Here is a 26,475-nt window from a genome sequence, read left to right as displayed (position 1 = left end):
CGCAAACCGACTCATTCATAGACGATCATAAGGTCCTTTGCATCGATTTGATCGCCTGAACGAACAAGCACTTCTGCGACCACCCCGTCACGCTCCGCACGCAGTGCAGTTTCCATCTTCATCGCTTCAATCGATAGAAGAACGTCACCCGCATTAACTTTTTGGCCTGCCGAGACGCCAACAGTCGATACAATGCCCGGCATTGGCGCGCCAACATGCTTCTCATTGGTAAGCTCTGCCTTACGTCTTACTCCGGCACCGCTTGCCCCGTGGGTTCTGTCAGGAACTTTGACGCGCCGCGGTTGGCCATTCATCTCAAAGAAGACCGTGCGCATGCCCTTTTCATCCGTCTCGCCCACGGCTTGATTGCGCACAACCAAGGTCTTCCCACGTTCAATGGTAAGAAAGACTTCCTCTTCCTGTCCCAGACCATAAAAATAGACAGGCGTTGGCAAGACGCTGGTTGGACCATATGTATTGTGCGTCACAGCAAAATCAGTGAACACTTTGGGATACATCAGATAGGACGCAAATTCCTGATCGCTGATTTTGCGCTCCAGCTTCTCTTCGATTTCCTTGCGTTCCGCAGCAAGATCCGCAGCCGCCAGCAACGCGCCGGGACGCTCGGTAAAAGGCTTCTCGTCCTTCAATATCTTTTTCTGGATTTCCTTTGGCCAGCCTTGTGGCGGTTGGCCCAGATCACCGCGCATCATCGAGACAACGGAGTCGGGAAAAGAAATATCCTTCTCCGGATTCTTCACGTCTTCGACCGAAAGATCCTGGCTCACCATCATCAGAGCCATATCACCAACAACCTTCGATGACGGCGTCACTTTGACGATATCGCCAAACATCTGGTTGACGTCCGCATAGGCTTGCGCGACTTCGTGCCAGCGCGTTTCCAAGCCAAGCGAGCGGGCCTGTTCTTTGAGATTGGTAAACTGGCCACCCGGCATTTCGTGCAGATAGACTTCCGAGGCAGGCCCCTTCAAGTCACTCTCAAATGCGGCATACTGCGTGCGCACAGCTTCCCAATAGAACGAAATCCGGCGAATCCATTCTGGATCAAGACCGGGATCACGTTCCGTTCCTTTCAGCGCTTCCACAATGGAGCCAAGGCAAGGCTGCGAAGTATTACCTGAAAGCGCATCCATAGCGGCATCGACCACATCGACGCCAGCATCCACCGCCGCCAGAACAGTGGCCGCGGCAATGCCGGACGTGTCATGGGTATGGAAGTGTAATGGCAAGTCCGTAGCTTCTCGCAAAGCCTTGAAAAGCACCTTGGCAGCGCCTGGCTTCAATAGACCAGCCATGTCCTTGACCGCTATGATATGCGCTCCGGCCTTCTCCACCTGCTGTGCCAGATCAACATAATATTTGAGATCATATTTCGGTCGGGCGGAGTTTAGAATATCGCCCGTGTAGCAGATCGCGGCCTCACAAAGCTTGTTCTCCTCCAGCACCGCATCCATGCTCACACGCATGTTTTCGACCCAGTTCAAACTGTCGAAAACGCGGAATACATCAATTCCACCGCGTGCGGCCTGTTGGACAAAATATTTTACAACATTATCCGGGTAACTTTTATAGCCAACCCCATTGGCTCCCCGCAGCAACATCTGGAGCAGGATGTTTGGCGCCTGCTCACGGATTTCCGCCAGCCGCTCCCAAGGATCTTCCGTCAAAAACCGCATTGACACATCAAACGTCGCGCCGCCCCAACATTCCAGTGAGAAAAGTTGTGGCAGAGCGCGCGCATAAGTGCCTGCGACACGCGCAATATCATAGGTGCGCATACGTGTAGCAAGCAACGACTGATGGCCGTCGCGCATGGTGGTATCGGTGAACAAGACGCGTTTTTCGTTGCGCATCCATTCCGCGAATTTTTTCGGCCCTAACTGATCAAGAAGCTGTTTTGTCCCATCCGGAATAGGCGTTTCGATAAATGGAACGCGCGGCAATGCTGCCTCGGCAGGCGGGACTGCCCGTCCTTTGGTTTCTGGATGGCCGTTCACAGTCACATCAGCAAGGTAGGTTAGAAGCTTGGTCGCACGGTCCTGACGTTTAACTTGCTCAAACAGTTCTGGCGTCGTGTCGATAAACTTCGTTGTGTAAGTATTATCCGTGAACTTGGGGTGCGTAATGATTGCTTCTAGAAATGTCAGGTTCGTTGCAACACCGCGAATGCGGAACTCCCGCAAGGCACGATGCATGCGGTGGATGGTTTCCTCAGCGGTTGGAGACCAGGCGGTTATCTTCTCGAGCAGCGGGTCATAGAAGCGTGTGATGACCGCGCCGGAATAGGCAGTTCCACCATCAAGACGTATGCCGAAGCCCGTTGCCCCGCGATAGGCAGTGATACGGCCATAGTCGGGAATGAAATTCTGCTCCGGATCTTCCGTTGTGATGCGGCATTGCAAGGCATGACCATTTAGCCGGATATCTTTTTGGGCAGGAACCCCGGATTCCGGCGTACCAATCGTTGCGCCCTCAAGAATACGGATCTGCGCTTTGACAATATCAATACCGGTTACTTCTTCAGTAACCGTGTGTTCGACCTGAATACGCGGATTCACTTCGATGAAATAGAATTCATTGGTATCTGCATCCATCAGAAATTCGATGGTTCCAGCACCGATATAGGCCGTCTCCTTGGCGATCTTCAGGCCGTAATCGGCGATCTCCTTGCGCTGTTCCTCACTGAGATAAGGCGCTGGGGCACGTTCAACCACTTTCTGGTTACGTCTCTGAATCGAGCAGTCGCGTTCGAACAGATGAACCGCATTTCCATGCGTGTCGCCCAATATCTGTACTTCAACGTGTCTGGCGCGCTGGACCAGTTTTTCCAGATAAACTTCATCTTTGCCAAAGGCTGCTTTGGCCTCGCGTTTGCCTTCGGTGACTTCACGGGCAATATCCTCCGGCTTGAAGATGGCCCGCATGCCGCGACCGCCGCCGCCCCAAGAAGCTTTGAGCATCACCGGATAGCCGATCTTCTCCGCCATCTCCTTGATGGTATCCATGTCATCCGGCAAAGGTTCCGTTGCAGGCACAACCGGGACACCAATTTCAATTGCCAGATTGCGGGCAGCAACCTTATTGCCAAGGCGGCGCATGGTTTCAGGCTTTGGGCCGATAAATGTTATGCCGGCTTCTGCGCACGCATCAGCAAATTCCGGGCTTTCTGACAAAAGTCCGTAGCCAGGGTGGATTGCATCAGCACCCGACAGCCGCGCTACCCGAATTATTTCTTCAATCGACAGATAACTCTCGATTGGTCCCATATCCTTTGCCAGATGCGGACCACGACCAACCTGATAGGATTCATCAGCCTTGAATCGGTGCAAGGCAAGTTTGTCCTCTTCCGCCCATATCGCCACGGTTTTCATGCCAAGCTCATTGGCCGCACGGAATACGCGGATGGCAATTTCTGATCGATTGGCGACGAGGATTTTCTTGATGGGCAAAATGAAAACTCCGGGCGAGAAGCAAATCAAAATTGATTTGAGGTTTTTAAGACGGCTGAAAGATTGCTGCAGTGCAAACAATACATATTGATCACAGGAACAGGAAATTTCCAATAGCAAAATGCCCGGTACAAGACCGGGCATTCGCTAATGTCAAAAGCAGGAAAATTACTGCTGTGTATAGGTATACTTGCCGTCTTCGCCCTTCTTCCATTCGTACATGACGTAGCCTGGAAGCTTTGGATCGCCCTTTTCGTCGAAAGCAATATCACCGAGCACAGTCTTGAATGGTCCCTTTTCCTTCATCGTCTTGGCGACGGTTTCAGGATCATTGGACTTGGCAAGTGTTGCTGCTGCGGCAATAACCTGCGTCGCTGCGTAGGAATACAGCGTGTAAGCTTCTGGTTCGAAGCCCTGTGCGCGGAATTTCTCAACGAGTTCCTTGTTTGCAGGATCCTTGCTTGGATCTGGACCGAACGTATTCAACGTGCCTGCAACTGCATCACCAGCAATTGAAGCCAATTCGTTCGACACGATGCCGTCACCGGAAATGAATGTAACTTTCAGGCCCTGATCGGCGAGCTGGCGAATGATCAGACCAGCTTCCGTGTGCAGACCGCCCCAATAAAGAACAGTTACACCAGCTTGTTTCGCCTTGGCGATAAGCGCGGAGAAATCCTTGTCGCCAACATTGACACCTTCATAAAGGGCTTCTGTTACACCCTTTGCATTCAGTGTCTTCTTGGTTTCGTCAGCAAGACCCTGGCCATATGGTGTCTTGTCATGAACGACAGCGATTTTGGCATCCTTGAACTTTTCGGCAATGTAACCGCCGGCAACGACGCCCTGCTGGTCATCACGGCCGCATGTACGGAATGTGTTCCACAGACCGCGTTCAGTGAATACCGGGTTGGTCGCAGCTGGTGTGATTTCCAGAATGCCGTTTTCCGCGTAAACTTCAGAAGCCGGGATTGAAACGCCGGAGTTGAAGTGACCGACAACAAACTTCACGCCGTCTGCAACAAATTTATTGGCAACCGAAATACCCTGCTTTGGATCGGAAACGTCATCGCCGAGCGAAAGCTTGATCTGCTCGCCATTTACGCCGCCAGCGGCATTGATTGCCGCAACGGCTGCCTCTGCGCCCTTCTGTAGCTGCGCACCAAATGCAGCATTCGGGCCGGTCATTGGGCCACCAACACCGATTAGAAGGTCAGCATAGGCGTTGCTGCTCAGAGCGAGCATCGCAGCGAATGCAACGCCTGAAAACAGTGACTTCTTCATTTGAAAACTCCCATTTTTCTAGGTACTTACCAAACCCCTCGCGACGATTTTTGGCATCGCTTAAGACTACATTTGCCGATTTTCCGGCGGTTGTCACGCTGATTCATTTCGCATCAGCGGGATAGATCAGGCTCCTGTTCTTTCCTTCCAATTGAAAGGAGAAACTTTTTCGTAGAGCCAGTGATATTGCCTCACCATCTGGTTTGTTCTTGTGTACTTATACCCCAGTGTTCCGATGATGATGAGAACGATAGTGTCGATGATGTAATAGTGCAGCGTGACCATTGTGCCGCCGAAAAGGGCAAAATGGATGAAGCGTACGCCGACGCCCAGCAGCAGCATGTAGAAGACAAGGATAGCGATTGGCCGCCACGTCTTGGCGCAAGCCCGTCCAGCCATCCATGCGGCCCAGCCACCCATGACGCAGGTGACCAGAATGAACAGCCAGATGGAAGGTTCTTCGTATAATATGCCCTGCATGGCGAAGTTCTCCTTGCGGCCCTTTTGAGCCGTCTTGTCTTGTCAGTGACGCCCGCCTTCGAGATAGGCCGCCCGCACTTCCGGATTGGCCAGAAGGTCCTTGCTCGCGCCGCTCATCGTGACAATGCCGTTGACCATCACATAACCGCGGTCGGCAAGCTTCAACGCACCAAAGGCATTCTGCTCGACCAGAAACACGGTCAGGCCGGTTGTCTTGTTGAGTTCCTTGATCGCCTCGAAAATATGCTTGATGATCAGGGGAGCCAAGCCAAGCGAAGGTTCATCCAACAGCAGCAGCCGGGGCCGGGCCATCAGCGCGCGGCCAATGGCGAGCATCTGCTGCTCACCACCCGAAAGCGTTCCGCCACGTTGATTGATACGTTCCTTGAGACGCGGAAACAGGTCGAAGACCTTGCGCACGTCCTCATCGAAATATTCCAGCTTGTCGAGACTGGCACCCATCTGCAGATTTTCCTGCACGGTCATGCGCGGGAAAATCCGTCTGCCTTCAGGAGATTGTGCAATGCGCAGCCTTGCGATCTCATGCGTCGGCAACTGCGTGATATCCTTGCCATCGAACATGATGCGGCCCGAGCGCGCGCGGGGCATGCCGAAAATCGTCATCATCAGCGTTGATTTGCCTGCGCCATTGGCGCCGATCAGCGTGACGATCTCACCCGCATCCGCATGAACGGTCACACCGCTCAGCGCACGGATATTGCCATAATAGGTCTCGACATTCTCGATGCTGAGAAGAGCTTTATTCTCCGCCATTATTCAGCTCCTCCGCTCTTCTTGGGTGCCGGTTTCTTTTGGCTTGCCTTGGCCATGGCCTTGGCTTGACCAATCCAGTCTTCGCGAGCAATGCGCCCGTCAAATGCCAGATAGGCCTCGGCCGCAATAACATCCGCTTTCTTCCAGGAAGCAATCTGATCGAAGTGAAATATGCCGTGCTCGTTGAGCTTGCGCTCATTAACCGGCCCAATGCCCTTGATATCGATCAATCTGTCGGCTTTCCCGCCACGTGGTGCCGCCAGCGCATTGGCTGTCGCGCCTGCCTTGATTTGTGAGGCCGAAGCGGCAGCTTTGGCTGGCGCCTTTGGTGCAGGCTTTTTTGCAGCCGCTGGTGCTGCCGCAGCGGGGGCGGCTTTCTTGGGTGCAGCGGGCCTTGTAGCGACGGGTTTTGCTGGTTCAGCTTTGGCTGGTGCAGCTTTCACTGGCGTTTTCTTCGCCGCTGGCTTGGCTTCTGAAGTTCCCGTCGCCGTGGACGCCGTTGTCCGTGCCGGCTTGGCTACAGACTGTTTTTTCGCTGCTGCGGGTTTTGCCGGGCGAGCCGGTCCCGTGGTAACGAGGCTGACAGCCGCCGCATCCGGATGGGTTTCTTCCAATTCATGAATAGCTTCGCTCGACATGAGATCGACGGCAGCAGTCAGGTCGTCAACACCAGCAGCTTCTGCTTGCTCTAGCATCTCGACGATTTCTTCGTCTTCAACGCCGAGATAGGCCGCAATAACCTTTGGATCGTTCTTCACGCTATCCGGCGTGCCGTCAGAAATCTTGGTGCCATATTCGAGCACGACAACATGATCGGAAATTTCCATCACAACCGACATATCGTGCTCGATCAAAAGGATGGATGTGCCTGTCTCGTCGCGAATGTCGAGCAGAAGCTTGTTAAGCTCAGCCGATTCACGTGCATTGAGGCCAGCAGCTGGTTCATCAAGGCAAAGCAATTCCGGTTCGGTGCACATGGCACGCGCAATTTCCAGACGGCGCTGCGCACCATAGGGAAGATCGCCAGCAGGATCATCGGCTCGATCCACAAGATTGATCTTTTCCAGCCAGAACCTGGCTTTCTCAATCGCGTCAGCCGCGGCCTTTTTGTAGGTCGGAAAGCCGAGCAACCCGAGTATCGTATAGCCCGATGACAGCATCAAAGGATTGTGCTGGGCAACGAGCAGATTCTCCAGAACAGTCAGGCCGGAAAACAGCCGGATATTCTGGAAAGTACGCGCCACTTTCGCCTTCTTGGTGATGACAAAATCCGCCATGCGTTCAAGCAGATATTCCTCACCATTCTGGCGGGTCATGGTCAACATGCCTTCAGTCGGCTTGTAGAAGCCGGTGATGCAGTTGAAGACCGTTGTCTTGCCTGCTCCGTTGGGGCCGATCAGTGCGGTGATGGCACCGCGCTTTGCCTCGAAGTTCAGATCGTTGATGGCGATCAGGCCACCAAACTTCATTGACAGGCGCTCTACACGCAAAATTGCGTTGTTATTTTTTTGCACTTCCGAAACCATCAGCCGTGCCCTTCTTTGGTGAATTCGCTCGATACCAGTTTTCGTTTGTGCAGGAATGCACTTGGTTCACGGTTACCCACGAAACCTCGCGGCTTCCACACCATGACCACAATCATGGCCAAACCGAACAACAGCATGCGGTAGAGCTCCGGCGTAAAATCATTGCCGAAAATGTGCTTGAGGAATTCAAGCTCGCGCAATAGTTCCGTACCGCCGATCATGACAGCAGCAGCAATCGCAATACCGACGAGCGAACCCATGCCGCCCAGAACCACAATCGCCAGAATAATTGCAGATTCGAGGAAGACGAAACTTTCCGGGCTGACAAAGCCCTGACGCGCGGCGAAGAACGATCCGGCAAAACCGCCGAACATCGCGCCTGTGGCAAAGGCCGTCAGCTTGGTGGTCGTGGTATTGATACCGAGCGAGCGGCAGGCGATTTCGTCCTCGCGCAAAGCTTCCCATGCGCGACCGATCGGCATGCGGCGCAGGCGTATGGTCACCCAGGCCGTCAAAAGTGCCAGAAGCAGGATCAGGTAATAGAGGAATATTTTGTAATAGACGCCGGAATTGGGCAGGCCGAGCAAATTGGCGAAGCCGCCGGGTCCGGGCGTGAACGGAATGCCGAACAATGTTGCCTTGGCGATACCGGAAATACCGAATGTACCCTTGGTAACGACGGTCCAGTTGATCAGCACAAGGCGAATGATTTCACCGAAGGCCAGGGTTACGATGGCAAGATAGTCGCCGCGCAGGCGCAGGACCGGAAAGCCCAGCACGATACCCCACAATGCAGCGAAGATACCTGCCATGGGCAAGAGAAGCCAGAATGACAGACCAAAATGCGACGACAGCAGCGCGTAGGAATACGCCCCGACCGCATAGAAGGCGACATAGCCAAGATCCAGCAGCCCGGCCAGTCCGATAACAATGTTCAGACCCCATGCCAGCATGACGTAGATGAGAATCTGGATACCGAAATTGTCGACATATTTGAGCGAGCCCTGCAGTCCGCCCATCATTGAGCCATTATAAAGCGCGAGCGTTCCGATCACCAAAAATGGATAGACAAACAGCAGCGCAAGACCGATTTTGGGAAAGCTCTTGCGAAAGGCAGACTGTTCTTTTGCCTCTTTTGCCGCAACGGTTCGCTTGCTCAGCGCGCGTGCTGCATTCCAGGGCGTGACATATGCCGTCAGCAGAAACCGGCCGACACCAGCAACCAGAACAAATATCGCAAGCAGGCCCCAACGCTGGTTTAGCACAAGCTCATTGCGAATATTCTGATCCGTGCGAAAGCCGACAATGAGAAGGAACAATCCCAAGGCAAGGGCGGCAGCGACCAGTCCTTCTTTCACCGCTTTGGCGAAATTAGATTCCGGGTTAGACGTTTGTACATCGGCCATATGCTTAAACCTTTTCGACTTCGGGCCGGCCGAGAATGCCCGACGGCAGGAAGATCAGAACGATCGCCAGGATCGAGAATGCCGCAACATCCTTGTAGTCGATAGAAAAATAGGCCGACCAGAGAGCTTCAATCAGGCCAATCAGCAGTCCGCCGATCACCGCGCCCGGCAAAGAGCCGATACCGCCAAGAACAGCCGCCGTGAAAGCCTTTACACCGGGCGTAAAGCCGTCCGTGAAGGAAATGACGCCATAGAACATCAGGTATAGCGTACCGGCAACGGCTGCGAGCATCGCGCCCATCACGAATGTCATGGAAATTGTTTTATCAACGTCAATGCCAAGCAAGGCGGCCATCTTGCGGTCCTGCTCACAGGAGCGCTGGGCTCTGCCTAACGTCGTCTTGTTAACGAGGTACCAGAAGGCAACCAAAAGGATTGCGGTAACAATGATGATCACCATCTGCTTGTAAGCAATGCTGATATCGGTACCAGGAATTATAATGCCGCCATTGACCAGCGGTGGAATTGGCTTGTTGCGAGGGCCCTGTGTAACTTGCACAAAATTGGACAGCGCAATCGACATGCCGATAGCGGTGATCAATGGTGCCAGCCGGAAGGAACCGCGCAAGGGCCGATAAGCTAATCGCTCGATTGTCCAGCTCCAAAGGCCGGTCAACAGCATGGCGACAAGCATCATCAATAACAGCGCCAGCACAACCGGAACGCCACCGATAAATGTTGTTAATGCAAGAAAAACAATCATCGCCATAAAGGCGCCAAGCATGAATACATCGCCATGGGCGAAATTAATCATACCGATGATCCCATAGACCATCGTGTAACCAATGGCGATCAGGCCGTAAATTGAACCAAGCGTCAACCCATTGATCGATTGCTGGATGAAATACTCCATTGCAACGATACCCCTCGTTTTATTGGGAAGTTTCTTGTCCGGTTTTTTTATCCGGTTACTGTTGCCCCAACATTATTACACCTAGCGCGTGCAATACAGAAAGCAAATGCTTTTTTGCGACCCGCCACACACTTTATATTTGCTGGCACAGATTCTCCAGAATTTTGCACCAAATTTGTCCCAATCCTTGGCGTTTTTTACAGCGTATCCGTCCATTTTAGCAGAAATCACCACCTGAGCCATAATTTTGCAATGCAGCGAAAAGCGTTACTTCACCACAAAACCGTGGGCAAACGGGTCCCGGTCATCTATAAAAATTGTATTGTAGCCGGTCATGCGCGCCCATCCCGCCACGGACGGAACAATCGCTGGCTTTTCTCCCACTGTCACCGCCTCTTCAACCCGCCCATGAAACAATGAGCCTATGATCGATTCGTGCACAAAATCATCGCCCGGCTTGAGTTTTCCCTTGGCCGCAAGCTGCGCCATGCGTGCTGATGTGCCCGTGCCGCAGGGTGAGCGATCAATCGCTTTGTCGCCGTAAAAAACAGCATTCCGCGCATGAGCCTCCGGATGAATCGGGGCTCCGGTCCACAGGATGTGGCTGAGTGTATTGATCCCGGGATTCTGCGGATGAACGAATGTGTAACGCTCATTCAAGCGCTCCCGCAACACAGGACTCCACCCGATCAGATCCAGCGCCCTGTAATCAGCCATATCCCTATAATGGGCCTGAGGTTCTACGATAGCGTAAAAGTTTCCTCCATAAGCCACATCGACAAGGAGCGTCCCCAGATCCGGACACTCGACTTCCAAACCCTCCTCATAAAGGAAGGCAGGTACGTTGGTGATTCGCACGCTCGTTACATATTGCCCCTCTTGTGTATATTCGGCGACGACAAGACCAGCTGGCGTGTCCAGCCGCAAAATACCCGGCACTTTTGGAGTAACCAGTCCATGCTCGATCGCCATGGTCACGGTCCCGATCGTTCCGTGACCGCACATGGGAAGGCATCCGGATGTTTCGATAAACAGGATAGCGATATCGCAATCATCCCGTGTTGGAGGATAGAGTATCGAGCCCGACATCATGTCGTGTCCGCGAGGCTCAAACATTAAACCGGTTCTGATCCAGTCAAATTCGCTGAGAAAATGCGCGCGCTTTTCCATCATGGATGCGCCCGTCAGGTTTGGGCCACCGCCAGCCACCAGCCGAACTGGATTTCCGCAAGTATGGCCATCTATACAGAAGAATGAATGACGTGCCATCTGAGCTAACTCCTGAAGCGTTTGGGACTGTAAGGGTCAATCGATATAGAGGAAGCATGACCACCAATCAGATCGCTGATCAGCCGGGCTGTTACCCCAGATTGGGTAAGTCCGAGATGGCCATGCCCAAAAGCGTAGAGAACATTATCCGCCAATCGGGAAGTACCTATAACAGGAAGTGAATCTGGCGTCGAAGGCCGGTATCCCATCCATTGACGCCCACCCTTTGATTGCAATCCCGGCATGAATTGCTCAGCTTTACTCAACATGATTTCAGCGCGCTTGTAATTGGGTGGCAATTTCAAGCCGCCCAGCTCCACAGCACCACCAACACGCACACCTGTTTCCAGCGGAGTAACCACAAACCCATGCCCGGAAAAGATCAATTGCCGTTTCAGATCGAAGGCGCCAACGGGCAGCGTCGTATTGTACCCACGCTCCGTTTCCAGCGGTATCCGATCACCAAGATTTTGGGCCAGATGATGTGACCAGGCTCCTGCAGCAACCACGATCTTGGCAGCATTGATTGTGCGCCCATCGGCAAAATGCGCAATTGCGCACTGCTCGCCTGCACTTATTGAGGCAACTTCCCCTTGGTAAAAAATCGCACCATTCCGCTGCGCATAATTCCACAGACCTTCACCGACATGTTTTGGGTCGCTGACGGTCTTCCACCCAGGCACAAACGTTCCGGCAATGAACCGGGGGGAAAGGCCCGGCTGACACTCTCGCAACTGACTGCCCCGCAAATGCTCAAAGGCAATCCCGGCAGCGCGTCTCGCATTCCATCCGGATAACGACGCATTCAGTTCATCTTCACTCTCGTAAAGCTCCAATGAACCATCTTCACGGACCATCCGGCCGAGACCGGCGCGCTGCATCAGCCCGAGCATTTCAGGCTCAGCGAGACGCATCATCGCCCCTTGCGCCCGTACTGTATGCTCAAGCATGTCGGCGCTGCTGGCCCGCCAGAATCGATACAACCAGGGCAAAAGTTTTGGGAGGTATGACGGGCGGATAGTAAATGGACCAAGCGGGTCCATAAGCCAGCCAGGGACTTTTGCAAGCACGCCCTTCGAGGCCATCGGCAATATATCCGAAAAAGCCAAAGCTCCGGCATTGCCGGAGCTTGTTCCTTCGCAAATACCCTGACGGTCGACGACGAGTACTTTGCGACCACTCTCTGCAAGAATAGCTGCTGTCGCTACACCGACAATACCGGCGCCGATAATCAGAATATCGATATTGTCTCTTGGCATGATCAATAAAGTGACACGAAACTCAAAGCGACGGCAACGCTGGACGTGAAGCTATTGCATCTCTCACTGTCTTTTCAACGGATGCTCGGCGTTCTCCGCGCAGAGGTTGACGCGGCAAGCGTACACGATCATTCGTTCCAATCTCCAGCACTTCTGCCAGCTTGATATTCTGCACAAGATAGGTTGAAACATCGAGATCCAGAAGCGGGCGGAACCAACGATAGATTTCCAGCGCCTCAGCGTAACGCCCCGCGAGCACAAGCTTGTAGATGGCTACTGTTTCTTTCGGGAAGGCCGTTACGAGACCTGCAACCCAGCCAACAGCACCAGCAGTCAATGCCTCAAAAGCAAGATTATCGACACCCGTGAACAGATCGAAACGTGTGCCGAACTCATTGATAATGTCCGTCGTGCGGCGAATGTCGTCTGATGACTCTTTGATCGCAACAAAATGATCATCCGAAGCAAGCTCGGACAAGATCGCGCTGGTAACGTCGACGCGATAGGCGATACGATTTGAATAAATCATCACTGGAAGATCGCCCGCAGCCGCAACGGCTTTCAATGTGGTGACCGTCTCTTCCGGGTCGGTATGATAGATGGGGCTTGGAACAAGCATCAACCCGTCTGCACCTGCCTTGGCAGCGCGTTTTGCAAGAGCTGCCCCGTCGCGGGTCGCGGCCTCATTGATTGTGAGTAGAACCGGCTTACCCTTGGCTACACCTTGCGCTATTTTCAGAACTTCAAGTTTTTCATCATGGCTAAGCATAGGGCCTTCGCCAAGCGAACCGGCAACAATCAGACCATCGCAGCCAGCTTCCATCAACAGGGAGAAGCAACGTTCCATTTCGCCGTGATCAAGCCTATCATCATCGGTGAATTTGCTGGTAACTGCGGGAAGAACACCTGACCACATGATTATACTCCTTGTTGATATATCAGAAATATATCTGTAGGATGCATTACTGTCAATCGTTTCATTGAAAGATCCTTGCACATGTTTCAAACCACTGCACATACACCCGTCCAATCAGGTGAAAGCCTCGCAGAACTGGCGTACCGGCAGATTGAAGAAATGATCGTCACGCTCAGCCTTGAGCCCGGCGCGATCGTCAACGAACGTGCGCTAACCGATATAACGGGAATGGGGCGCACACCTGTTCGGGAAGCGGTGCAGAAGCTTGCATGGGAAGGGTTGATGGAAATCAGACCCCGCTCAGGGATAGCGATTGCCGAACTGAATCCGCAGGATTTTTCCAAAGTTCTCGATGCCCGTGAAGGGATAGAACGCGTGTTGGCACGCGGTGCAGCGCAATTTGGTGCGCAGTTGCATCACCGCAGGTTAAGAGAAGCCTCCGATGCGATGAGCAAAGCGGTGAGCTCGGAGGATGTTGCCGGGTTTTTGACAGCCGATAAGACGTTCGACACTGTATTGGGTCAGGCCGCTGGAAATCCATTTGCAGCTCGCCTTGCCTCGCCCTTGCAAACCCATAGCCGGCGTTTCTGGTTTCGCCTGCAACGACCCGGCGGACTGCAACAGTCAGTCGCAGCGCATAAAGCGCTGATTGAAGCGATCATCAACCGCAATCCGGAACGTGCCGAAGATGCGGCAAGCAAGCTGATCGAACATCTCAGGGTACTTGCACCATAAAAAAAGCCGCCGGCAAAATTGCAGGCGGCTTGATACTATTCCAGCAAAACAGCTTAATTCATTGTTGGAATAACAAATTCCGCACCATCCTTGACGCCCGAAGGCCAACGAGATGTGACCGTCTTTGTCTTGGTATAGAACCGGAATGCGTCCGGACCATGCTGGTTCAAATCACCAAAGCCTGAACCTTTCCAGCCACCGAATGTATAATAGGCGATTGGAACCGGGATCGGCACATTAATACCGACCATGCCGACTTGCACACGTGATGCAAAATCACGCGCCGCATCGCCATCGCGGGTGAAGATAGCGACGCCATTGCCATATTCATGCTCGTTAGGCAGACGAAGTGCATCTTCATAAGTGTCGGCGCGGACAATACCGAGCACCGGCCCAAAGATTTCCTCCTTGTAGATGCGCATGTCAGGCGTCACATTGTCGAAGAGGCAGCCACCCATATAGTAGCCATTTTCATAACCCTGCATCTTGAAGCCGCGCCCATCAACGACGAGGTTCGCGCCTTCTTTCACGCCAAGATCAACATAGCCCTGGATACGCTCAAGCGCCTGTTTCGTTACAACTGGACCGTAATCTGCCGTCAGGTCAGTAGACGGCCCGACCTTCAGAGCCTCAACGCGTGGAATAAGCTTTGCAACGAGACGGTCTGCTGTTTCCTTGCCCACTGGAACCGCAACCGAAATCGCCATGCAGCGCTCGCCAGCCGAGCCATAACCTGCACCGATCAGCGCATCCACTGTCTGATCCATATCAGCATCGGGCATGATGATCATATGGTTCTTGGCGCCGCCGAAGCACTGTGCACGCTTACCATTTGCCGTGGCACGGCTGTAAATATATTGAGCAATCGGCGTGGATCCGACAAAGCCAACTGCTTTGATGTCCGGGTCGTCGAGCAGCGTGTCCACCGCTTCCTTGTCGCCATTGACAACGTTGAAAATGCCTGCGGGCAATCCAGCTTCGATAAAGAGTTCTGCAAGACGCATCGGCACGCCGGGATCACGCTCTGAAGGCTTCAGGACGAATGCGTTACCCGAGACAATGGCGGGGCCAGCTTTCCACAGCGGGATCATCGCCGGGAAGTTGAAGGGTGTTATGCCTGCAACGACGCCAAGCGGCTGACGCATCGAGTATACATCAATGCCCGTGCCTGCACTGTCGGAAAATTCGCCCTTGAGCATGTGAGCCGCACCCAGGCAAACTTCAACAACTTCCAGACCGCGCTGGATATCGCCTTTGGCATCAGGGATGGTCTTGCCATGTTCGCGGGCAAGGAGTTCAGCCAATGAGTCGTATTCCGCTTCAACAAGTTCAAGAAACTTGCGCATGACACGAACGCGGCGCTGCGGATTGGTTGCTGCCCATGCAGGCTGAGCTGCTTTGGCGTTTTCCACGGCTGCGCGTACTTCGGCCGGAGTGGCCAGTGCAACCGTTCCCTGAATTGTACCATCCATGGGCTGAAAAATTTCGGTCGTGCGACCGCTTGTGCCAGCGACATGCTTGCCACCGATAAAATGTCCAACTTCGCGCATTGCGAGCAACCTCCCTTTGATGATCTTCGTATGCGGCATCATAGGCGCTTCAAAATGTTAAATGCAAGACGTGCAAAAGCGCATCCGTTGTGCAAAAAACAATGTAAGATACATTAGGAGGTGGTTGATGAACTGGGATGATGTCCGCATTTTCCTGAGCGTAGCACGTTCAGGCCAGATACTCGGCGCAGCGAAAAGGCTGGGCGTCAACCACGCGACGGTAGCAAGGCGACTAACGGCTCTGGAGACAGCGCTCAACACCAAGCTGCTGACCAGACGCACAAATGGTTGCGAACTGACGCGCGCGGGAGAAGAGTTTCTTCTTTCAGGCGAGCGTATGGAAGCGGAAATGCTGGCTGCGCGCTCTTCCCTCGGTGATGCCGACGTGGCCATATCCGGTTCAGTTCGCATCGGCGCGCCGGACGGATTTGGCGTAACTTTCCTGGCACCGCGGCTTGCCCGGCTAACGGCGAATTATCCGGATCTCAAGATTCAGCTTGTTCCGGTTCCACGTTCTTTCTCACTGTCACGACGGGAAGCCGATATTGCGATTACCGTGGACCGTCCCGACCAGGGTCGGCTGGTCGCAAGAAAACTCGTCGATTACAGTCTGTGCCTCTACGCCAGCCGCGCTTATCTAGCCGCTCATCCCGCACCCCAATCAATCGAAGAACTACCCCAGCACCGACTGGTCGGCTATGTCGATGATCTGGTGATCAGCCAGTCACTGAATTATGCGCCGGAAATTACCCGCGAATGGCACCCCGGTTTTGAGATATCGAGTGCTTTGGGGCAGGTCGAAGCGGTCAAGGCTGGTGCTGGGATCGGCATTCTTCATACTTTTATTGCGCGCGAGCATGAGGAACTGGTAGCCATTATGCCAGAACGAAAAATCCGCCGCTCCTATTGGCTTTCCTATCACGAGTCAGTGCGTACTCTTCGCCGCATAACCGCAGTATCAGGTTTTATTTCCGATCTGGTTCACAGTGAAGCGAGCCGCTTTTCTTGATCTATTCTGAACTCAAGGCAACCGCCGGCTGTAGCTTGGAGGCGTTTCTGGCCGGCAGATAACCAAAGACCAGACCCGTGAGAAACGAACAGGCAAAGGCCAGCGCAACTGGCCCAACGGTGAAGCTGATGGGCGCGCCCATCAGCTTTGCCAGAACTCCTGTGCCAAGACCCGCTACAACGCCAATGGCTCCGCCTACCGCCGAAACGACCAGCGCCTCTATGATGAACTGCAGCAGAATATCGCGCTGTCGCGCGCCCGTAGCCATACGCACCCCAATCTCGCGCGTCCGCTCACTGACGCTGACGAGCATGATGTTCATCACGCCAATTCCGCCTACCAGAAGCGAAATGGCCGCCACGGCGCCAAGAAACAATTTCAGCGTATTCGAAGTCTCTGTCACAGCCTCACGAATTGAAGCCATATTGGTAATTTGCGTGTCCTGCTTTTTGTGACGCTCATCCAGCAATTGCTGGATAGTCGTTTGCGTGGCGTCTATGAGCGAGCCATCTTTAACCTGCACAGTGATAGAGCGCACATTCCGTTGGCCGAATAGCCGCGTGCTACCCGTCGTCAGCGGCACGATAATCGTATCATCCTGATCATTTCCGCCCGGCCCTGCTCCCATTTCACTCATTACACCAATGATCTGGAAAGGGATTTTGCTGACGAGGACATATTTTCCAAGCGGGCTTTCACCGTCCGGAAAGAGCGTCTTGGCGACCGTTTGGCCAAGTACGGCCACCGGCGCATAATTGGTCATATCCTGTTGATTGATGAACTCCCCCGCTCCGACTTTCCATGATTTGGCATCGGTAAATTGCGGAACTGTCCCATTGGCTGACGTCTGATAATCAACATTCCCATAACGAACAGTCACTGTACTGGTCATTTCAGGAACGGCGAATGACACATTTGGAACGTCCAGAATTGCATCGGCATCGGCCGGAACCAGCGTTACAATGCTGCCGCCCTGCCCCCCGCGAAAATTCGCCATGTTCGGTCGCACAACCAGCAGGTTTGAACCCATTGATGAAATGCGGTCCAGAACCGAGTTTTGGGCCCCCGTGCCAATCGCCAGCATTGCCACCACTGAGCCGACTCCGATCACAATGCCCAGCAGGGTGAGAATTGTGCGAAACAGATTTGCGCGCAAAGCGCGAACCGCCATCTTGATTGCTTCGGATACGTCTGCGATCGCGGCAACCCCATCAACCGCCTTCTGCTTCAAACCAAAAGCCGCTTCAGGATTGCTGCGTCCTTTTTTGGTACGATCAGAGACGACGTGTCCGTCACGCAGTTCGATTAAACGATCCGCCTGCTCGGCCACTTCTCGCGAATGCGTAATAACAATAATCGTGTGGCCGCTCTCGTTCATTTTTCGCAACAGCGCCATGACCTCTTCGCCACTTTGGCTATCCAAAGCGCCGGTTGGCTCATCTGCCAGAATGATCCTCCCGCCATTCATCAAAGCCCGTGCAATCGAAACGCGCTGCTGCTGTCCACCGGACAGTTGGTTCGGCCTGTGATCCAACCGATCACCCAGGTTGAGTGTGTTCAGCAGCGCTTCCGCCCTGTCGTGCCGGTCTTGTGCCGAAGCACCGGCATAGACTGCGGGCACCTCAACGTTTTCTTGCGCACTGGCAGTGGGAATCAAATTATAGCTTTGGAAAACGAAGCCAAAGGTTCGTCGCCGCAATCCGGCCAGTTCATCTGGCTCAAACCCCGAAACACTCTCTCCATCCAGCTGATAACTGCCACTGGTCGGCTGATCCAAACAGCCCAGAATATTCATCAGCGTTGATTTGCCCGACCCGGACTGCCCGATAATGGCAACGAACTCACCCGCCTCTATATCGAGTGAGATGCCATGCAGAACCTCGACTGAAAGGTCGCCATTATAGTAGGTTTTGCTGATGTCCTTGAGCGATATGAGCGCTGTCATATCTAGAACATCCGTGGCATGCGTTGGCCGCGCTGCGAGCGATTGCCGGAACCATTTGCGGCATTGGTGGAATCGCTTGCCTGACCGACAACAACAAGATCGCCTTCCTTCAGGCCGCTCTTGATCTCCACATTCACGCGATTGCGAATGCCAACTTCAACATCGCGTGTGGATGTTTTTCCGGAGGCATCAACGACGCTGACCTCGAACTGGCGTTTGTCATCCGCAGCCGTGCTGGAACCTTTTTTCACGCGAATTGCCGAGCTCGGAACCACCAGCACATCTTTCGCCGCTGATTGCAGGAAGAAGACCTGTGCGCTCATTGAAATCATAAGGTCGCCATCAATATTGGGCACGTCGAATAGCGCATAGTAAAGTACGACGTTGTTTTCAATGTCAGGCGTAGGCTGTATCTGGCGAAGCTTGCCGGTATATCGTTTGCCCGGTTGCCCGAGCAGTGTGAAATATGCGTCCATTCCCAGCTTGAGTTTGCTGACATCGGCTTCTGAAACCTGTGCCTTGACCGTCATCGTAGAAAGATCGGCGATTGTCACAATAGTCGGCGCTGTCTGGCTGGCGTTCAGCGTCTGCCCCTCTTTGACCGGGACGGCTGCGATGGTTCCAGCCATTGGCGCATAAATCTTCGTATAGCCGAGATCGACCTGATCACCGTCCAGGGTCGCCTGTTGCTTTCGGATTTGCGCTTCGAGCGCATTCACATCAGCCTCCGCCGTCGCCAGATCAGCAACAGCCTGATCGAGCGTCGATTGCGAGACTGAGCGGGTTGCCACCAAGTTACGCTGCCGTTCGATATTTGCCTGTTTCAGCACAAGCTGAGCCTTTTTTGACACGAGTTGCGCTTGTAGGTTGGCAAGCTCCGCCTGATCGATCTCAATCCGGTTTTGAATGGTTGCCGGATCGATCTCACCAATCAGTTCATTCTGGGTTACCTTGTCACCGATTTCGACATGCAGAGCTTTCAACTGACCAGAAACCTGCGCACCAGCATCGACTGACTTAATCGAATCCAGCGTGCCAACAGCAGTGACTGCGTTCTCGATGTCGGCTCTCACAACGGGTTGGGTGATCACAGCGGTTGTTGATGTGGAAGCACTGTAAGACGTCCATGCATAGTAACCGGCGCCTGTTGCAAGGATAGCGACGGGCAACCACATCCAAAGACGCGAGCGCTTTTTCTTGCGTCCTGGGGGAACCGCGCCTGGGATAAACGTTACGTTCGAGTCTTCCAGCGTTGGCTTCTCATGACCGGTCACCTTGGCAATTTTAGTCATCGACCCATTCCACCTTCTTCGCAGATGAAGCACTCCACCTCGATTGATACTATCAAGAAATGGACAGGAGTGGTTCGTTCGAAAAGCCTTGAGATCATTATATTTTTGTAATGATCAAGAGCGCCTATTATGAAGTGCTCAGATGAATGATGGCTGAATTACTTATTTGTAATGTTTTTACTCAAAATCTCGCGTCTAAACGCGGTGATACGGGTGACCTGACAGTATTGTTGTGGCCCGATAAAGTTGTTCGGCGACAAGAATACGGACGATTTGGTGCGGCCAAGTCATAGCACCAAGCGCGAGAACGAGGTCCGCACGCTCCCTCAACGCAGCATCATGACCATCCGGCCCGCCAATCGCCAGCAGCAGCTGCCGTTTCCCCTCATCGCGAAATTTGGCGATGCTGGATGCAAATACCTCAGACGCCATGGTTTTTCCGCGTTCGTCGAGAAGCACCAACACACCACCAGCATCAAGAGCTTTCAATAACTGAGCAGACTCTTCCTGTTTTCGCAGGTCTGCCTGCTGCGCACGGCTTTCCACTATTTCCGTCACAGACGAAAATTCGAGGCCCAATGAAGCGCCTGTCTTTTTGAACCGGTCGAGATAGCGGTCCGCCAGCTCACGTTCCGGACCGGACTTCATGCGGCCCACGGCAAACACACTGATACGCATGATACTCCAGTCCGGCAGACCTAAAACTGCTCAACCGGACCTTTCGCCGGCTAAAAAAACACCAGAGCTATTCGGCGCTAGTGTACGGTTTCACCGTCAAGTTCCGGAGCCTGCCACATCTTTTCGATGTTGTAGAACTCCCGCACTTCGGGGCGGAAAATATGGATGATGATATCGCCCGTGTCGATCAGCACCCAATCACCGCTGGTAAGACCTTCGACCTTGGCATTATTGCCATATCCGTTCTCTTTCAGAGTCCGAAGGAGCTGATCCGCAACCGCCGTGACATGGCGATGCGAACGTCCGGACGCGATGACCATATGGTCAGCGATGACAGATTTGCCGCGAAGGTCGATGGGGACAATTTGTTCAGCCTTGGAGTCATCGAGACTGTCAAGCACTGATTTGAGGGCACGAGCGACGGTATTGATACCGCTGATCTCTGCCGTTGAAGGAGCCAAAGCTTCCTTCTTTTGAATTGCTGTTCTCAGTGTAATTCCTTTCCCTTTAAGAACAACGCGCCGCAGCTACTAAACTCACTGCACACGTATAAGATAGGCAGAGTCGCATGGCAGTTTCAAGACGTCATCTTGATCTAACCCGCAACAGGTTCTTTTAGCCGCCTGTTTTCATATTCCCATTGCGTATTTCAGTGGATGAAAGCAATGACCTTGGCCCATGAATGAACGTCCACGCCGGCGCTTGAGCTCGCGCGAGAATGGGCGCATCATCCTCGTCGATACGGGCGTAATCAAATGTCTTGGCCATGCGCGACGACAGAAATGCCAGCGTTGATCCGGGGCGATCAATAACGGCAATCGGAAATGTCGTGGCAATTTGCTGCCATCGCTGCCAATGATGAAAGTCCGCCAGACTATCCGCACCCATTATCCATACGAAATGCACGCCGGGATTCCGCAGTTTTATCAAAGCCAGCGTATCCGCCGTGTAACGAATGTGGTGAGCCGCTTCAAATGCCGTGACCTTCACCCGGGGATCATGAATCAACGCTTCACATTTTTCCAGGCGATCGGAGAGCGGCGCTAGTTCCCGCTTGTCCTTCAGGGGATTTCCCGGCGTGACAATCCACCAGAGCTGATCGAGTTTGAGCCTGCGCATCGCGATTTCTGCAACAAGCGCGTGACCCGCATGCGGGGGATTGAACGATCCACCGAACAAGCCGACAGCCATACCCTTTTCAACAAATGGCATACGCAGATGCGCATCGCTAATGCCGGGGATACTCGCCGGTGTAAATATCACGGACGTATCTGACCCGTGCCGCGGACGAGATATTTGAATGAAGTCAGTTGTTCAACTCCAACAGGACCCCGCGCATGCATCTTGCCGGTGGCGATACCGATTTCTGCACCCATGCCGAACTCACCGCCATCGGCAAATTGCGTCGATGCATTGTGCAACAGAATCGCTGAGTCGATTTCATTGAAGAACCGCTCCACGACACTTTCATCTTCGGCGATGACCGCTTCCGTGTGATGCGATGAATAGCGATTTATATGGTCCAGCGCACCCTCAATACCATCGACCAGTTTCACGGAAATGATCGCATCCAGATATTCAGTTGACCAATCCGCTTCCGTCGCAACTTTCGCTTTGCCGTAAAGCTTGGTCACCTGCTCGTCTCCGCGAATTTCGCAGCCCGCTTCAACAAGATCATTCAATAGCGGCGTGAGATAAGTCGGTGCAATAAGCCGGTCGACCAGAAGCGTCTCCGCGGATCCGCAAACGCCTGTCCGGCGCATTTTAGCATTCACAACAATCTTGCGCGCCAGATTAAGGTCGGCCGATCCATCAATATAGACGTGGCAGAGCCCCTCCAGATGCGCAAAAACCGGAACACGTGCCTCTGCCTGCACTCTTGCAACAAGGCTCTTTCCGCCACGTGGGATGATTACGTCGAGATTGCCATCAAGCCCTTTGAGCATCTCTCCAACGGCGCTACGATCGGTTGTCGATACGAGTTGGATTGCGTCGCGCGGCAAACCCGACAACTCCAACCCCTCTGAAAGGGCCGCATGGATCGCCCGTGAGGAATGCACTGAATCCGAGCCGCCACGCAAAATTACGGCATTGCCGGACTTTAAACACAGCGCTCCAGCATCCGCTGTAACATTCGGTCTGCTTTCATAGATGACGCCGATAACGCCGAGCGGAGTACGGACACGCTCAATATGCAAACCATTCGGGCGGTCCCACTCTGCAATAACCTGACCGACAGGATCAGCCAAGTCGGCAATGACACGGATACTGTCGGCGATACCACTGATCCGTTTGTCATCAAGCTTGAGCCGGTCAAGCAGCGCAGGCGTCATTCCCGCAGCTGCGCCATTGGTCATATCCTGCTCGTTGGCTTGAAGAATTTCCGCTTTGCGGCGTTCAATGCAATCCGCCATTGCCAAGAGCGCAGCCGTTTTGACTTCCGGCGATGCTATAGCCAATGGACGCGCGGCCGCTCGTGCCTTGCGGCCTGTCTCTGCCATCAATTCAACTATGGCTTCAGCCTCTGGAGTGTTTGCACCTGTACGTGTCAACATGTTCTACTCCTTCGCAACAGCAAGCTGTTTTGCTGCGCGCACCACCAGATCATCGCGGTGTATCATCGCTGAGCGGGCATCATAACCCAATATTTCCGCAATCTCGCTCGTCTTGCGGCCAGCAATTTTTACGGCATCTGCCGCATCATAGGCAATCAGCCCCCGTGCCGCCTCTTTGCCATCGGGCCCCACGACGGCAACAGTATCACCGCGCATGAATTGTCCGTAAACCTCGCGAACCCCTGCCGACAGCAGCGATTTGCCTGATTTCAATGCCACCAGAGCCCCATCGTCGATCACCAGTCGGCCTGATGGTTCCAGATTGCCGGAAATCCATGTTTTCCAGGCATTTACCGGTGATGTGCTTGCCCGGAATAAAGTCGAGCGTTCGCCACCGTCAATGGCCGCAAGCGGGTTCAACCGCGTGCCCGAAGCTATGATCATCGCCGTGCCCGCAGCATTTGCAATCTTGCCCGCATCAAGCTTGGTTTTCATGCCGCCACGCGAATATTCGGAAGCTGCGGCTCCCGCCATGGCTTCGATATCAGGCGTAATCGCCTCAACCATTGGTATGAATTGCGCGTCAGGGTTCTGATGCGGCGGAGCCGTATAGAGCCCATCAATATCCGAAAGCAGGATCAGCAAATCTGCGCTCATCATCGTTGCAACACGCGCCGCAAGCCGGTCATTGTCGCCATAACGGATTTCCGTTGTGGCAACCGTGTCATTCTCATTGATCACAGGCACGGCCTTCAATCGTAACAATGTGCTGAGAGTCGCACGTGCATTAAGATAGCGGCGCCGCTCTTCCGTATCAGCTAGCGTAAGAAGGATTTGCCCTGCCCGCAAACTGTGACCACTCAGGACCTCGGCATAGGCCTTGGCAAGTTCGATCTGTCCGGCTGCTGCGGCGGCTTGACTTTCTTCCAGCCGCAACGCGCCTTTTGGCAAACCCAGCACATTCCGTCCAAGAGCGATGGCACCCGATGAGACGATCATCACTTCCACGCCTGAAGCGGCAAGCGCGGCAACATCCGCGCCCAGGCTTTCCAGCCACTGCCTCTTCAATCCGCTGGTCCGGTCGACAAGCAATGCCGAACCGATTTTCACAACAATACGCCGATAGTTCCGCAGCGTTGGCGAAGCGCCCGCTGCGCCATGCTCATTATCACTGCGGTGTTGTGTGGATTTCACAGACATTGCGATACTCAATATTTGTAGCGGTTATCGACCTCTACAGGCGCTTCTGATTTTCGCGATTCAAGAATAATCGCTGACAATGCCCGCAAGACTTGCTCGACGCCCTCGCGGCTGACTGAAGACAAGAGCATCGGCTCAACACCGGATGCTTTCTTCAGCGCGGCAATCTTCTTTTTGCGTGCTGCGGCGTCCAATGTATCGATTTGGCTCAAGGCAACGATTTCCAGCTTTTCCGCCAGTCCTCCGCCATAGGCTTTCAATTCATTGCGCACAGTCTTGTAGGCCTCGGCAACATTTTCTTCCTGAGCTGAGACCAGGTGCAAAAGGACACGTGTCCTCTCCACGTGACCAAGGAACCGGTCGCCGATCCCTACACCTTCATGAGCGCCTTCGATCAAACCGGGAATATCGGCAATAACAAACTCGCGAGCGTCAACACGCGCGACCCCCAAATTGGGATGGAGCGTTGTAAACGGGTAGTCAGCGATCTTGGGTTTAGCAGCTGTGACACTGGCAAGGAATGTCGACTTGCCCGCATTGGGCTTGCCCAGCAATCCAGCATCGGCAATGAGCTTAAGCCGGAGCCAAAGATTACGCTCCTCACCCTCTAGACCGGGATTGGCACGTCGTGGAGCCTGATTGGTTGAGGTTTTGAAATGCGCATTGCCAAAGCCGCCATTACCGCCCTTGGCCAGACGATAGCGCTGCCCCACCACCGTGAAATCGACGATCAGCGTTTCATTGTCATTTTCGAAAATCTGCGTGCCGACCGGCACTTTCAAAACGACATCCGCGCCCTTACCGCCGGTCATGTCCCGGCCCATGCCGTGCATGCCTGTCTTGGCCTTGAAATGCTGCTGATAGCGATAGTCGATCAATGTATTCAAGCCATCGACGGCTTCGGCCCATACATCGCCACCGCGACCTCCATCCCCGCCATCAGGGCCACCAAATTCCAGGAATTTTTCACGGCGAAAAGATACCGAACCGGCACCACCGTCGCCGGAGCGGATATAGACTTTCGCCTGATCGAGAAACTTCATGGAAATTCAGTCCTTTTGTGTCGCTTGCAGGCAATACAGCAATTCCAGCGAGAATAAAACTGGCCAGTTCCCGTCAGTTTGAGCATTCGGGAACCAGCGCGTTGAGTTTTTATTGTCAGCGCTGGAGGTCGAAAATACCTCCAGCACCATCTTACTTCATCCAGGGCGTTAGGAAGTCCAACTCCGAAGACCAATCCAGGTACGTCTATCGAGCATATAGCGCTCCACTGGAACATTGCCCGCATTGATGGAATCCATCATACCCGTATTCGTATACTGGAATCCGCTCTTATAGAGCACCCGGCGCGATGCAATGTTCGACACACGGCACGAAGCGTAAAGCTTTTCGACCTGCGTTGCGCGGAACACCAGATCCACCAGCGCATGAGCAGCTTCGGTCGCATAACCCTTGCCCCAATGCGGCTCGCCAAGCCAGTAGCCTATTTCCAGTTCATCCTTGCCGGCGCCACGTCGATAATTGATTCCGCAACAACCAACGAAGGTTCCATTTTGAGCAAGGGTAATGGCATAGACGCATTTGCCAATCTCGCCCGCATTGGCGCGGCGCACGAAATCAACCGCATGGGCTTTCGTGTAGGGGTGCGGCATGCGTGACAGCATTTCTGCCACGCGCAGATTATCGGCAAGATTGGCAATTGCGTCCACATCCTCAATATGAGGCGCCCGCAAGATAAGGCGGTCCGTAACGAGAACCGGACAGTCTATCAGATCAAGCCGTTCATCATCTTCTTCAAGTATATCAGCAACCATTTTTCATTCCTCCAGATACGAAAAGGGAGACGGGTAGTGCCCCATCTCCCTTTGATCTTTTGGCGGTTGCCATTTTTCACCGGGTCCGATGGGACGCCGGTGCTTCAAGCATGACCGGCTATTCTGCTGCTTCGGCGATCGGGGTGACGATCGACACGAAACTACGGCCGTTGGCTTTGGTACGGAAAGAAACTGTGCCTGCTTCAAGCGCAAACAGAGTGTGGTCCTTACCAAGACCAACATTGACACCGGGGTGCCATTTGGTGCCGCGTTGACGAACGAGAATGTTGCCAGCAAGCACGCGCTCGCCGCCGAACTTCTTTACGCCAAGGCGCTTTGATTCTGAATCACGACCGTTGCGTGACGAACCACCAGCTTTTTTGTGTGCCATGGGATTGCT

Annotated in this window: 23 protein-coding genes; 2 read left to right on the top strand and 21 right to left on the bottom strand. The window is 53.7% G+C overall.

The genetic code is table 11. The features are described 5' to 3' along the window. Nucleotides 1–11 precede the first annotated feature (11 nt). The 10 genes from pyc to V9K92_RS13895 form a co-directional block, all read right to left on the bottom strand. Entirely contained in the window at nucleotides 12–3,470 is a 3,459-nt protein-coding gene (pyc, locus tag V9K92_RS13940) for a pyruvate carboxylase (protein WP_336440434.1), read from the bottom strand. A 168-nt stretch (nucleotides 3,471–3,638) separates the two neighbouring features. Beyond that, on the bottom strand, nucleotides 3,639–4,754 hold the full coding sequence (locus tag V9K92_RS13935; RefSeq protein ID WP_115054291.1) for a branched-chain amino acid ABC transporter substrate-binding protein: 1,116 nt from the start codon (nucleotides 4,752–4,754) through the stop codon (nucleotides 3,639–3,641). Between the two features lie 126 nt (nucleotides 4,755–4,880). Beyond that, entirely contained in the window at nucleotides 4,881–5,234 is a 354-nt protein-coding gene (locus V9K92_RS13930; protein ID WP_115054292.1) for a DUF6867 family protein, read from the bottom strand. 42 nt (nucleotides 5,235–5,276) lie between these two features. Continuing rightward, nucleotides 5,277–6,008: an ABC transporter ATP-binding protein gene (locus tag V9K92_RS13925; protein WP_115054293.1), complete on the bottom strand. Its 732-nt coding sequence runs from the start codon at nucleotides 6,006–6,008 to the stop codon at nucleotides 5,277–5,279. Next, nucleotides 6,008–7,534 carry an ATP-binding cassette domain-containing protein gene (locus V9K92_RS13920; protein WP_337354246.1) on the bottom strand — a complete coding sequence of 509 codons (1,527 nt, stop codon included), beginning with the start codon at nucleotides 7,532–7,534 and terminating at the stop codon, nucleotides 6,008–6,010. The genes V9K92_RS13925 and V9K92_RS13920 overlap by 1 nt, the downstream gene beginning before the upstream one ends. Further along, nucleotides 7,534–8,940, bottom strand: coding sequence for a high-affinity branched-chain amino acid ABC transporter permease LivM (gene livM, locus V9K92_RS13915; RefSeq protein ID WP_307281012.1), 1,407 nt, complete (start codon nucleotides 8,938–8,940; stop codon nucleotides 7,534–7,536). The genes V9K92_RS13920 and livM overlap by 1 nt, the downstream gene beginning before the upstream one ends. Nucleotides 8,941–8,944: 4 nt before the next feature. Further along, nucleotides 8,945–9,853, bottom strand: coding sequence for a branched-chain amino acid ABC transporter permease (locus tag V9K92_RS13910; RefSeq protein ID WP_115054296.1), 909 nt, complete (start codon nucleotides 9,851–9,853; stop codon nucleotides 8,945–8,947). Between the two features lie 267 nt (nucleotides 9,854–10,120). Beyond that, nucleotides 10,121–11,122, bottom strand: a complete 1,002-nt coding sequence (locus V9K92_RS13905; protein WP_337354245.1) for a 4-hydroxyproline epimerase — start codon at nucleotides 11,120–11,122, stop codon at nucleotides 10,121–10,123. Nucleotides 11,123–11,127: 5 nt separating this feature from the next. Further along, nucleotides 11,128–12,381, bottom strand: coding sequence for an NAD(P)/FAD-dependent oxidoreductase (locus V9K92_RS13900; protein WP_337354382.1), 1,254 nt, complete (start codon nucleotides 12,379–12,381; stop codon nucleotides 11,128–11,130). A gap of 22 nt (nucleotides 12,382–12,403) precedes the next feature. After that, nucleotides 12,404–13,297 carry a dihydrodipicolinate synthase family protein gene (locus tag V9K92_RS13895; RefSeq protein WP_115054299.1) on the bottom strand — a complete coding sequence of 298 codons (894 nt, stop codon included), beginning with the start codon at nucleotides 13,295–13,297 and terminating at the stop codon, nucleotides 12,404–12,406. A gap of 81 nt (nucleotides 13,298–13,378) precedes the next feature. Here V9K92_RS13895 and V9K92_RS13890 point away from each other — a divergent pair, with 81 nt between their 5' ends. Next, the gene (locus V9K92_RS13890; protein WP_307281017.1) at nucleotides 13,379–14,032 is read left to right on the top strand and encodes a GntR family transcriptional regulator; all 654 of its coding nucleotides are present in this window, start codon (nucleotides 13,379–13,381) and stop codon (nucleotides 14,030–14,032) included. Nucleotides 14,033–14,085: 53 nt separating this feature from the next. Here V9K92_RS13890 and V9K92_RS13885 read toward each other — a convergent pair whose 3' ends face one another. After that, nucleotides 14,086–15,582 (bottom strand): CoA-acylating methylmalonate-semialdehyde dehydrogenase, encoded by a 1,497-nt coding sequence (locus tag V9K92_RS13885; RefSeq protein WP_115054765.1) that lies wholly within the window; start codon nucleotides 15,580–15,582, stop codon nucleotides 14,086–14,088. Nucleotides 15,583–15,709: 127 nt separating this feature from the next. Between V9K92_RS13885 and V9K92_RS13880 the strand changes: the two genes are divergently transcribed. Further along, the gene (locus V9K92_RS13880) at nucleotides 15,710–16,591 is read left to right on the top strand and encodes a LysR substrate-binding domain-containing protein (RefSeq protein ID WP_115054301.1); all 882 of its coding nucleotides are present in this window, start codon (nucleotides 15,710–15,712) and stop codon (nucleotides 16,589–16,591) included. Nucleotide 16,592: 1 nt separating this feature from the next. Here V9K92_RS13880 and V9K92_RS13875 read toward each other — a convergent pair whose 3' ends face one another. From V9K92_RS13875 to rpmA, 10 genes are all read right to left on the bottom strand, one after another. Continuing rightward, nucleotides 16,593–18,536 (bottom strand): MacB family efflux pump subunit, encoded by a 1,944-nt coding sequence (locus V9K92_RS13875; RefSeq protein WP_115054302.1) that lies wholly within the window; start codon nucleotides 18,534–18,536, stop codon nucleotides 16,593–16,595. A gap of 2 nt (nucleotides 18,537–18,538) precedes the next feature. After that, nucleotides 18,539–19,828 (bottom strand): macrolide transporter subunit MacA, encoded by a 1,290-nt coding sequence (macA, locus tag V9K92_RS13870; RefSeq protein ID WP_337354244.1) that lies wholly within the window; start codon nucleotides 19,826–19,828, stop codon nucleotides 18,539–18,541. 195 nt (nucleotides 19,829–20,023) lie between these two features. Continuing rightward, entirely contained in the window at nucleotides 20,024–20,506 is a 483-nt protein-coding gene (gene rlmH, locus V9K92_RS13865; RefSeq protein ID WP_337354243.1) for a 23S rRNA (pseudouridine(1915)-N(3))-methyltransferase RlmH, read from the bottom strand. Between the two features lie 77 nt (nucleotides 20,507–20,583). After that, nucleotides 20,584–20,967, bottom strand: a complete 384-nt coding sequence (gene rsfS / locus V9K92_RS13860) for a ribosome silencing factor (RefSeq protein ID WP_115054305.1) — start codon at nucleotides 20,965–20,967, stop codon at nucleotides 20,584–20,586. Nucleotides 20,968–21,121: 154 nt separating this feature from the next. Then, nucleotides 21,122–21,718, bottom strand: a complete 597-nt coding sequence (locus tag V9K92_RS13855; protein WP_115054766.1) for a nicotinate-nucleotide adenylyltransferase — start codon at nucleotides 21,716–21,718, stop codon at nucleotides 21,122–21,124. A gap of 47 nt (nucleotides 21,719–21,765) precedes the next feature. Beyond that, nucleotides 21,766–23,061, bottom strand: coding sequence for a glutamate-5-semialdehyde dehydrogenase (locus V9K92_RS13850; protein WP_337354242.1), 1,296 nt, complete (start codon nucleotides 23,059–23,061; stop codon nucleotides 21,766–21,768). 3 nt (nucleotides 23,062–23,064) lie between these two features. Continuing rightward, nucleotides 23,065–24,261, bottom strand: coding sequence for a glutamate 5-kinase (gene proB / locus V9K92_RS13845; protein ID WP_307281033.1), 1,197 nt, complete (start codon nucleotides 24,259–24,261; stop codon nucleotides 23,065–23,067). An 8-nt stretch (nucleotides 24,262–24,269) separates the two neighbouring features. After that, nucleotides 24,270–25,304: a GTPase ObgE gene (gene obgE / locus V9K92_RS13840; protein ID WP_115054307.1), complete on the bottom strand. Its 1,035-nt coding sequence runs from the start codon at nucleotides 25,302–25,304 to the stop codon at nucleotides 24,270–24,272. Between the two features lie 168 nt (nucleotides 25,305–25,472). Further along, nucleotides 25,473–26,075 (bottom strand): GNAT family N-acetyltransferase, encoded by a 603-nt coding sequence (locus V9K92_RS13835; protein WP_337354241.1) that lies wholly within the window; start codon nucleotides 26,073–26,075, stop codon nucleotides 25,473–25,475. Nucleotides 26,076–26,193: 118 nt separating this feature from the next. Further along, complete coding sequence (gene rpmA, locus V9K92_RS13830; RefSeq protein WP_115054309.1) at nucleotides 26,194–26,466, bottom strand: 50S ribosomal protein L27; 273 nt, start codon at nucleotides 26,464–26,466, stop codon at nucleotides 26,194–26,196. Nucleotides 26,467–26,475: the final 9 nt, after the last annotated feature.

This window comes from Phyllobacterium sp. CCNWLW109, assembly GCF_037203905.1.
GTDB classification, from domain to species: Bacteria; Pseudomonadota; Alphaproteobacteria; order Rhizobiales; family Rhizobiaceae; genus Phyllobacterium; species Phyllobacterium ifriqiyense.
This window is presented reverse-complemented; position numbering and strand designations above follow the sequence as displayed.

Coding starts and splice junctions, on each gene's coding strand:
- V9K92_RS13935 (WP_115054291.1), bottom strand. CDS start 4,754: ATGAAGAAGTCACTGTTTTCAGGCGTTGCATTCGCTGCGATGCTCGCT.
- V9K92_RS13905 (WP_337354245.1), bottom strand. CDS start 11,122: ATGGCACGTCATTCATTCTTCTGTATAGATGGCCATACTTGCGGAAAT.
- obgE (WP_115054307.1), bottom strand. CDS start 25,304: ATGAAGTTTCTCGATCAGGCGAAAGTCTATATCCGCTCCGGCGACGGT.
- V9K92_RS13875 (WP_115054302.1), bottom strand. CDS start 18,536: ATGACAGCGCTCATATCGCTCAAGGACATCAGCAAAACCTACTATAAT.
- V9K92_RS13855 (WP_115054766.1), bottom strand. CDS start 21,718: ATGCCATTTGTTGAAAAGGGTATGGCTGTCGGCTTGTTCGGTGGATCG.
- V9K92_RS13880 (WP_115054301.1), top strand. CDS start 15,710: ATGAACTGGGATGATGTCCGCATTTTCCTGAGCGTAGCACGTTCAGGC.
- V9K92_RS13930 (WP_115054292.1), bottom strand. CDS start 5,234: ATGCAGGGCATATTATACGAAGAACCTTCCATCTGGCTGTTCATTCTG.
- livM (WP_307281012.1), bottom strand. CDS start 8,940: ATGGCCGATGTACAAACGTCTAACCCGGAATCTAATTTCGCCAAAGCG.
- V9K92_RS13910 (WP_115054296.1), bottom strand. CDS start 9,853: ATGGAGTATTTCATCCAGCAATCGATCAATGGGTTGACGCTTGGTTCA.
- rlmH (WP_337354243.1), bottom strand. CDS start 20,506: ATGCGTATCAGTGTGTTTGCCGTGGGCCGCATGAAGTCCGGTCCGGAA.
- rpmA (WP_115054309.1), bottom strand. CDS start 26,466: ATGGCACACAAAAAAGCTGGTGGTTCGTCACGCAACGGTCGTGATTCA.
- V9K92_RS13890 (WP_307281017.1), top strand. CDS start 13,379: ATGTTTCAAACCACTGCACATACACCCGTCCAATCAGGTGAAAGCCTC.
- V9K92_RS13925 (WP_115054293.1), bottom strand. CDS start 6,008: ATGGCGGAGAATAAAGCTCTTCTCAGCATCGAGAATGTCGAGACCTAT.
- V9K92_RS13895 (WP_115054299.1), bottom strand. CDS start 13,297: ATGTGGTCAGGTGTTCTTCCCGCAGTTACCAGCAAATTCACCGATGAT.
- V9K92_RS13920 (WP_337354246.1), bottom strand. CDS start 7,534: ATGGTTTCGGAAGTGCAAAAAAATAACAACGCAATTTTGCGTGTAGAG.
- V9K92_RS13885 (WP_115054765.1), bottom strand. CDS start 15,582: ATGCGCGAAGTTGGACATTTTATCGGTGGCAAGCATGTCGCTGGCACA.
- macA (WP_337354244.1), bottom strand. CDS start 19,828: ATGACTAAAATTGCCAAGGTGACCGGTCATGAGAAGCCAACGCTGGAA.
- proB (WP_307281033.1), bottom strand. CDS start 24,261: ATGTCTGTGAAATCCACACAACACCGCAGTGATAATGAGCATGGCGCA.
- V9K92_RS13835 (WP_337354241.1), bottom strand. CDS start 26,075: ATGGTTGCTGATATACTTGAAGAAGATGATGAACGGCTTGATCTGATA.
- V9K92_RS13850 (WP_337354242.1), bottom strand. CDS start 23,061: ATGTTGACACGTACAGGTGCAAACACTCCAGAGGCTGAAGCCATAGTT.
- V9K92_RS13900 (WP_337354382.1), bottom strand. CDS start 12,381: ATGCCAAGAGACAATATCGATATTCTGATTATCGGCGCCGGTATTGTC.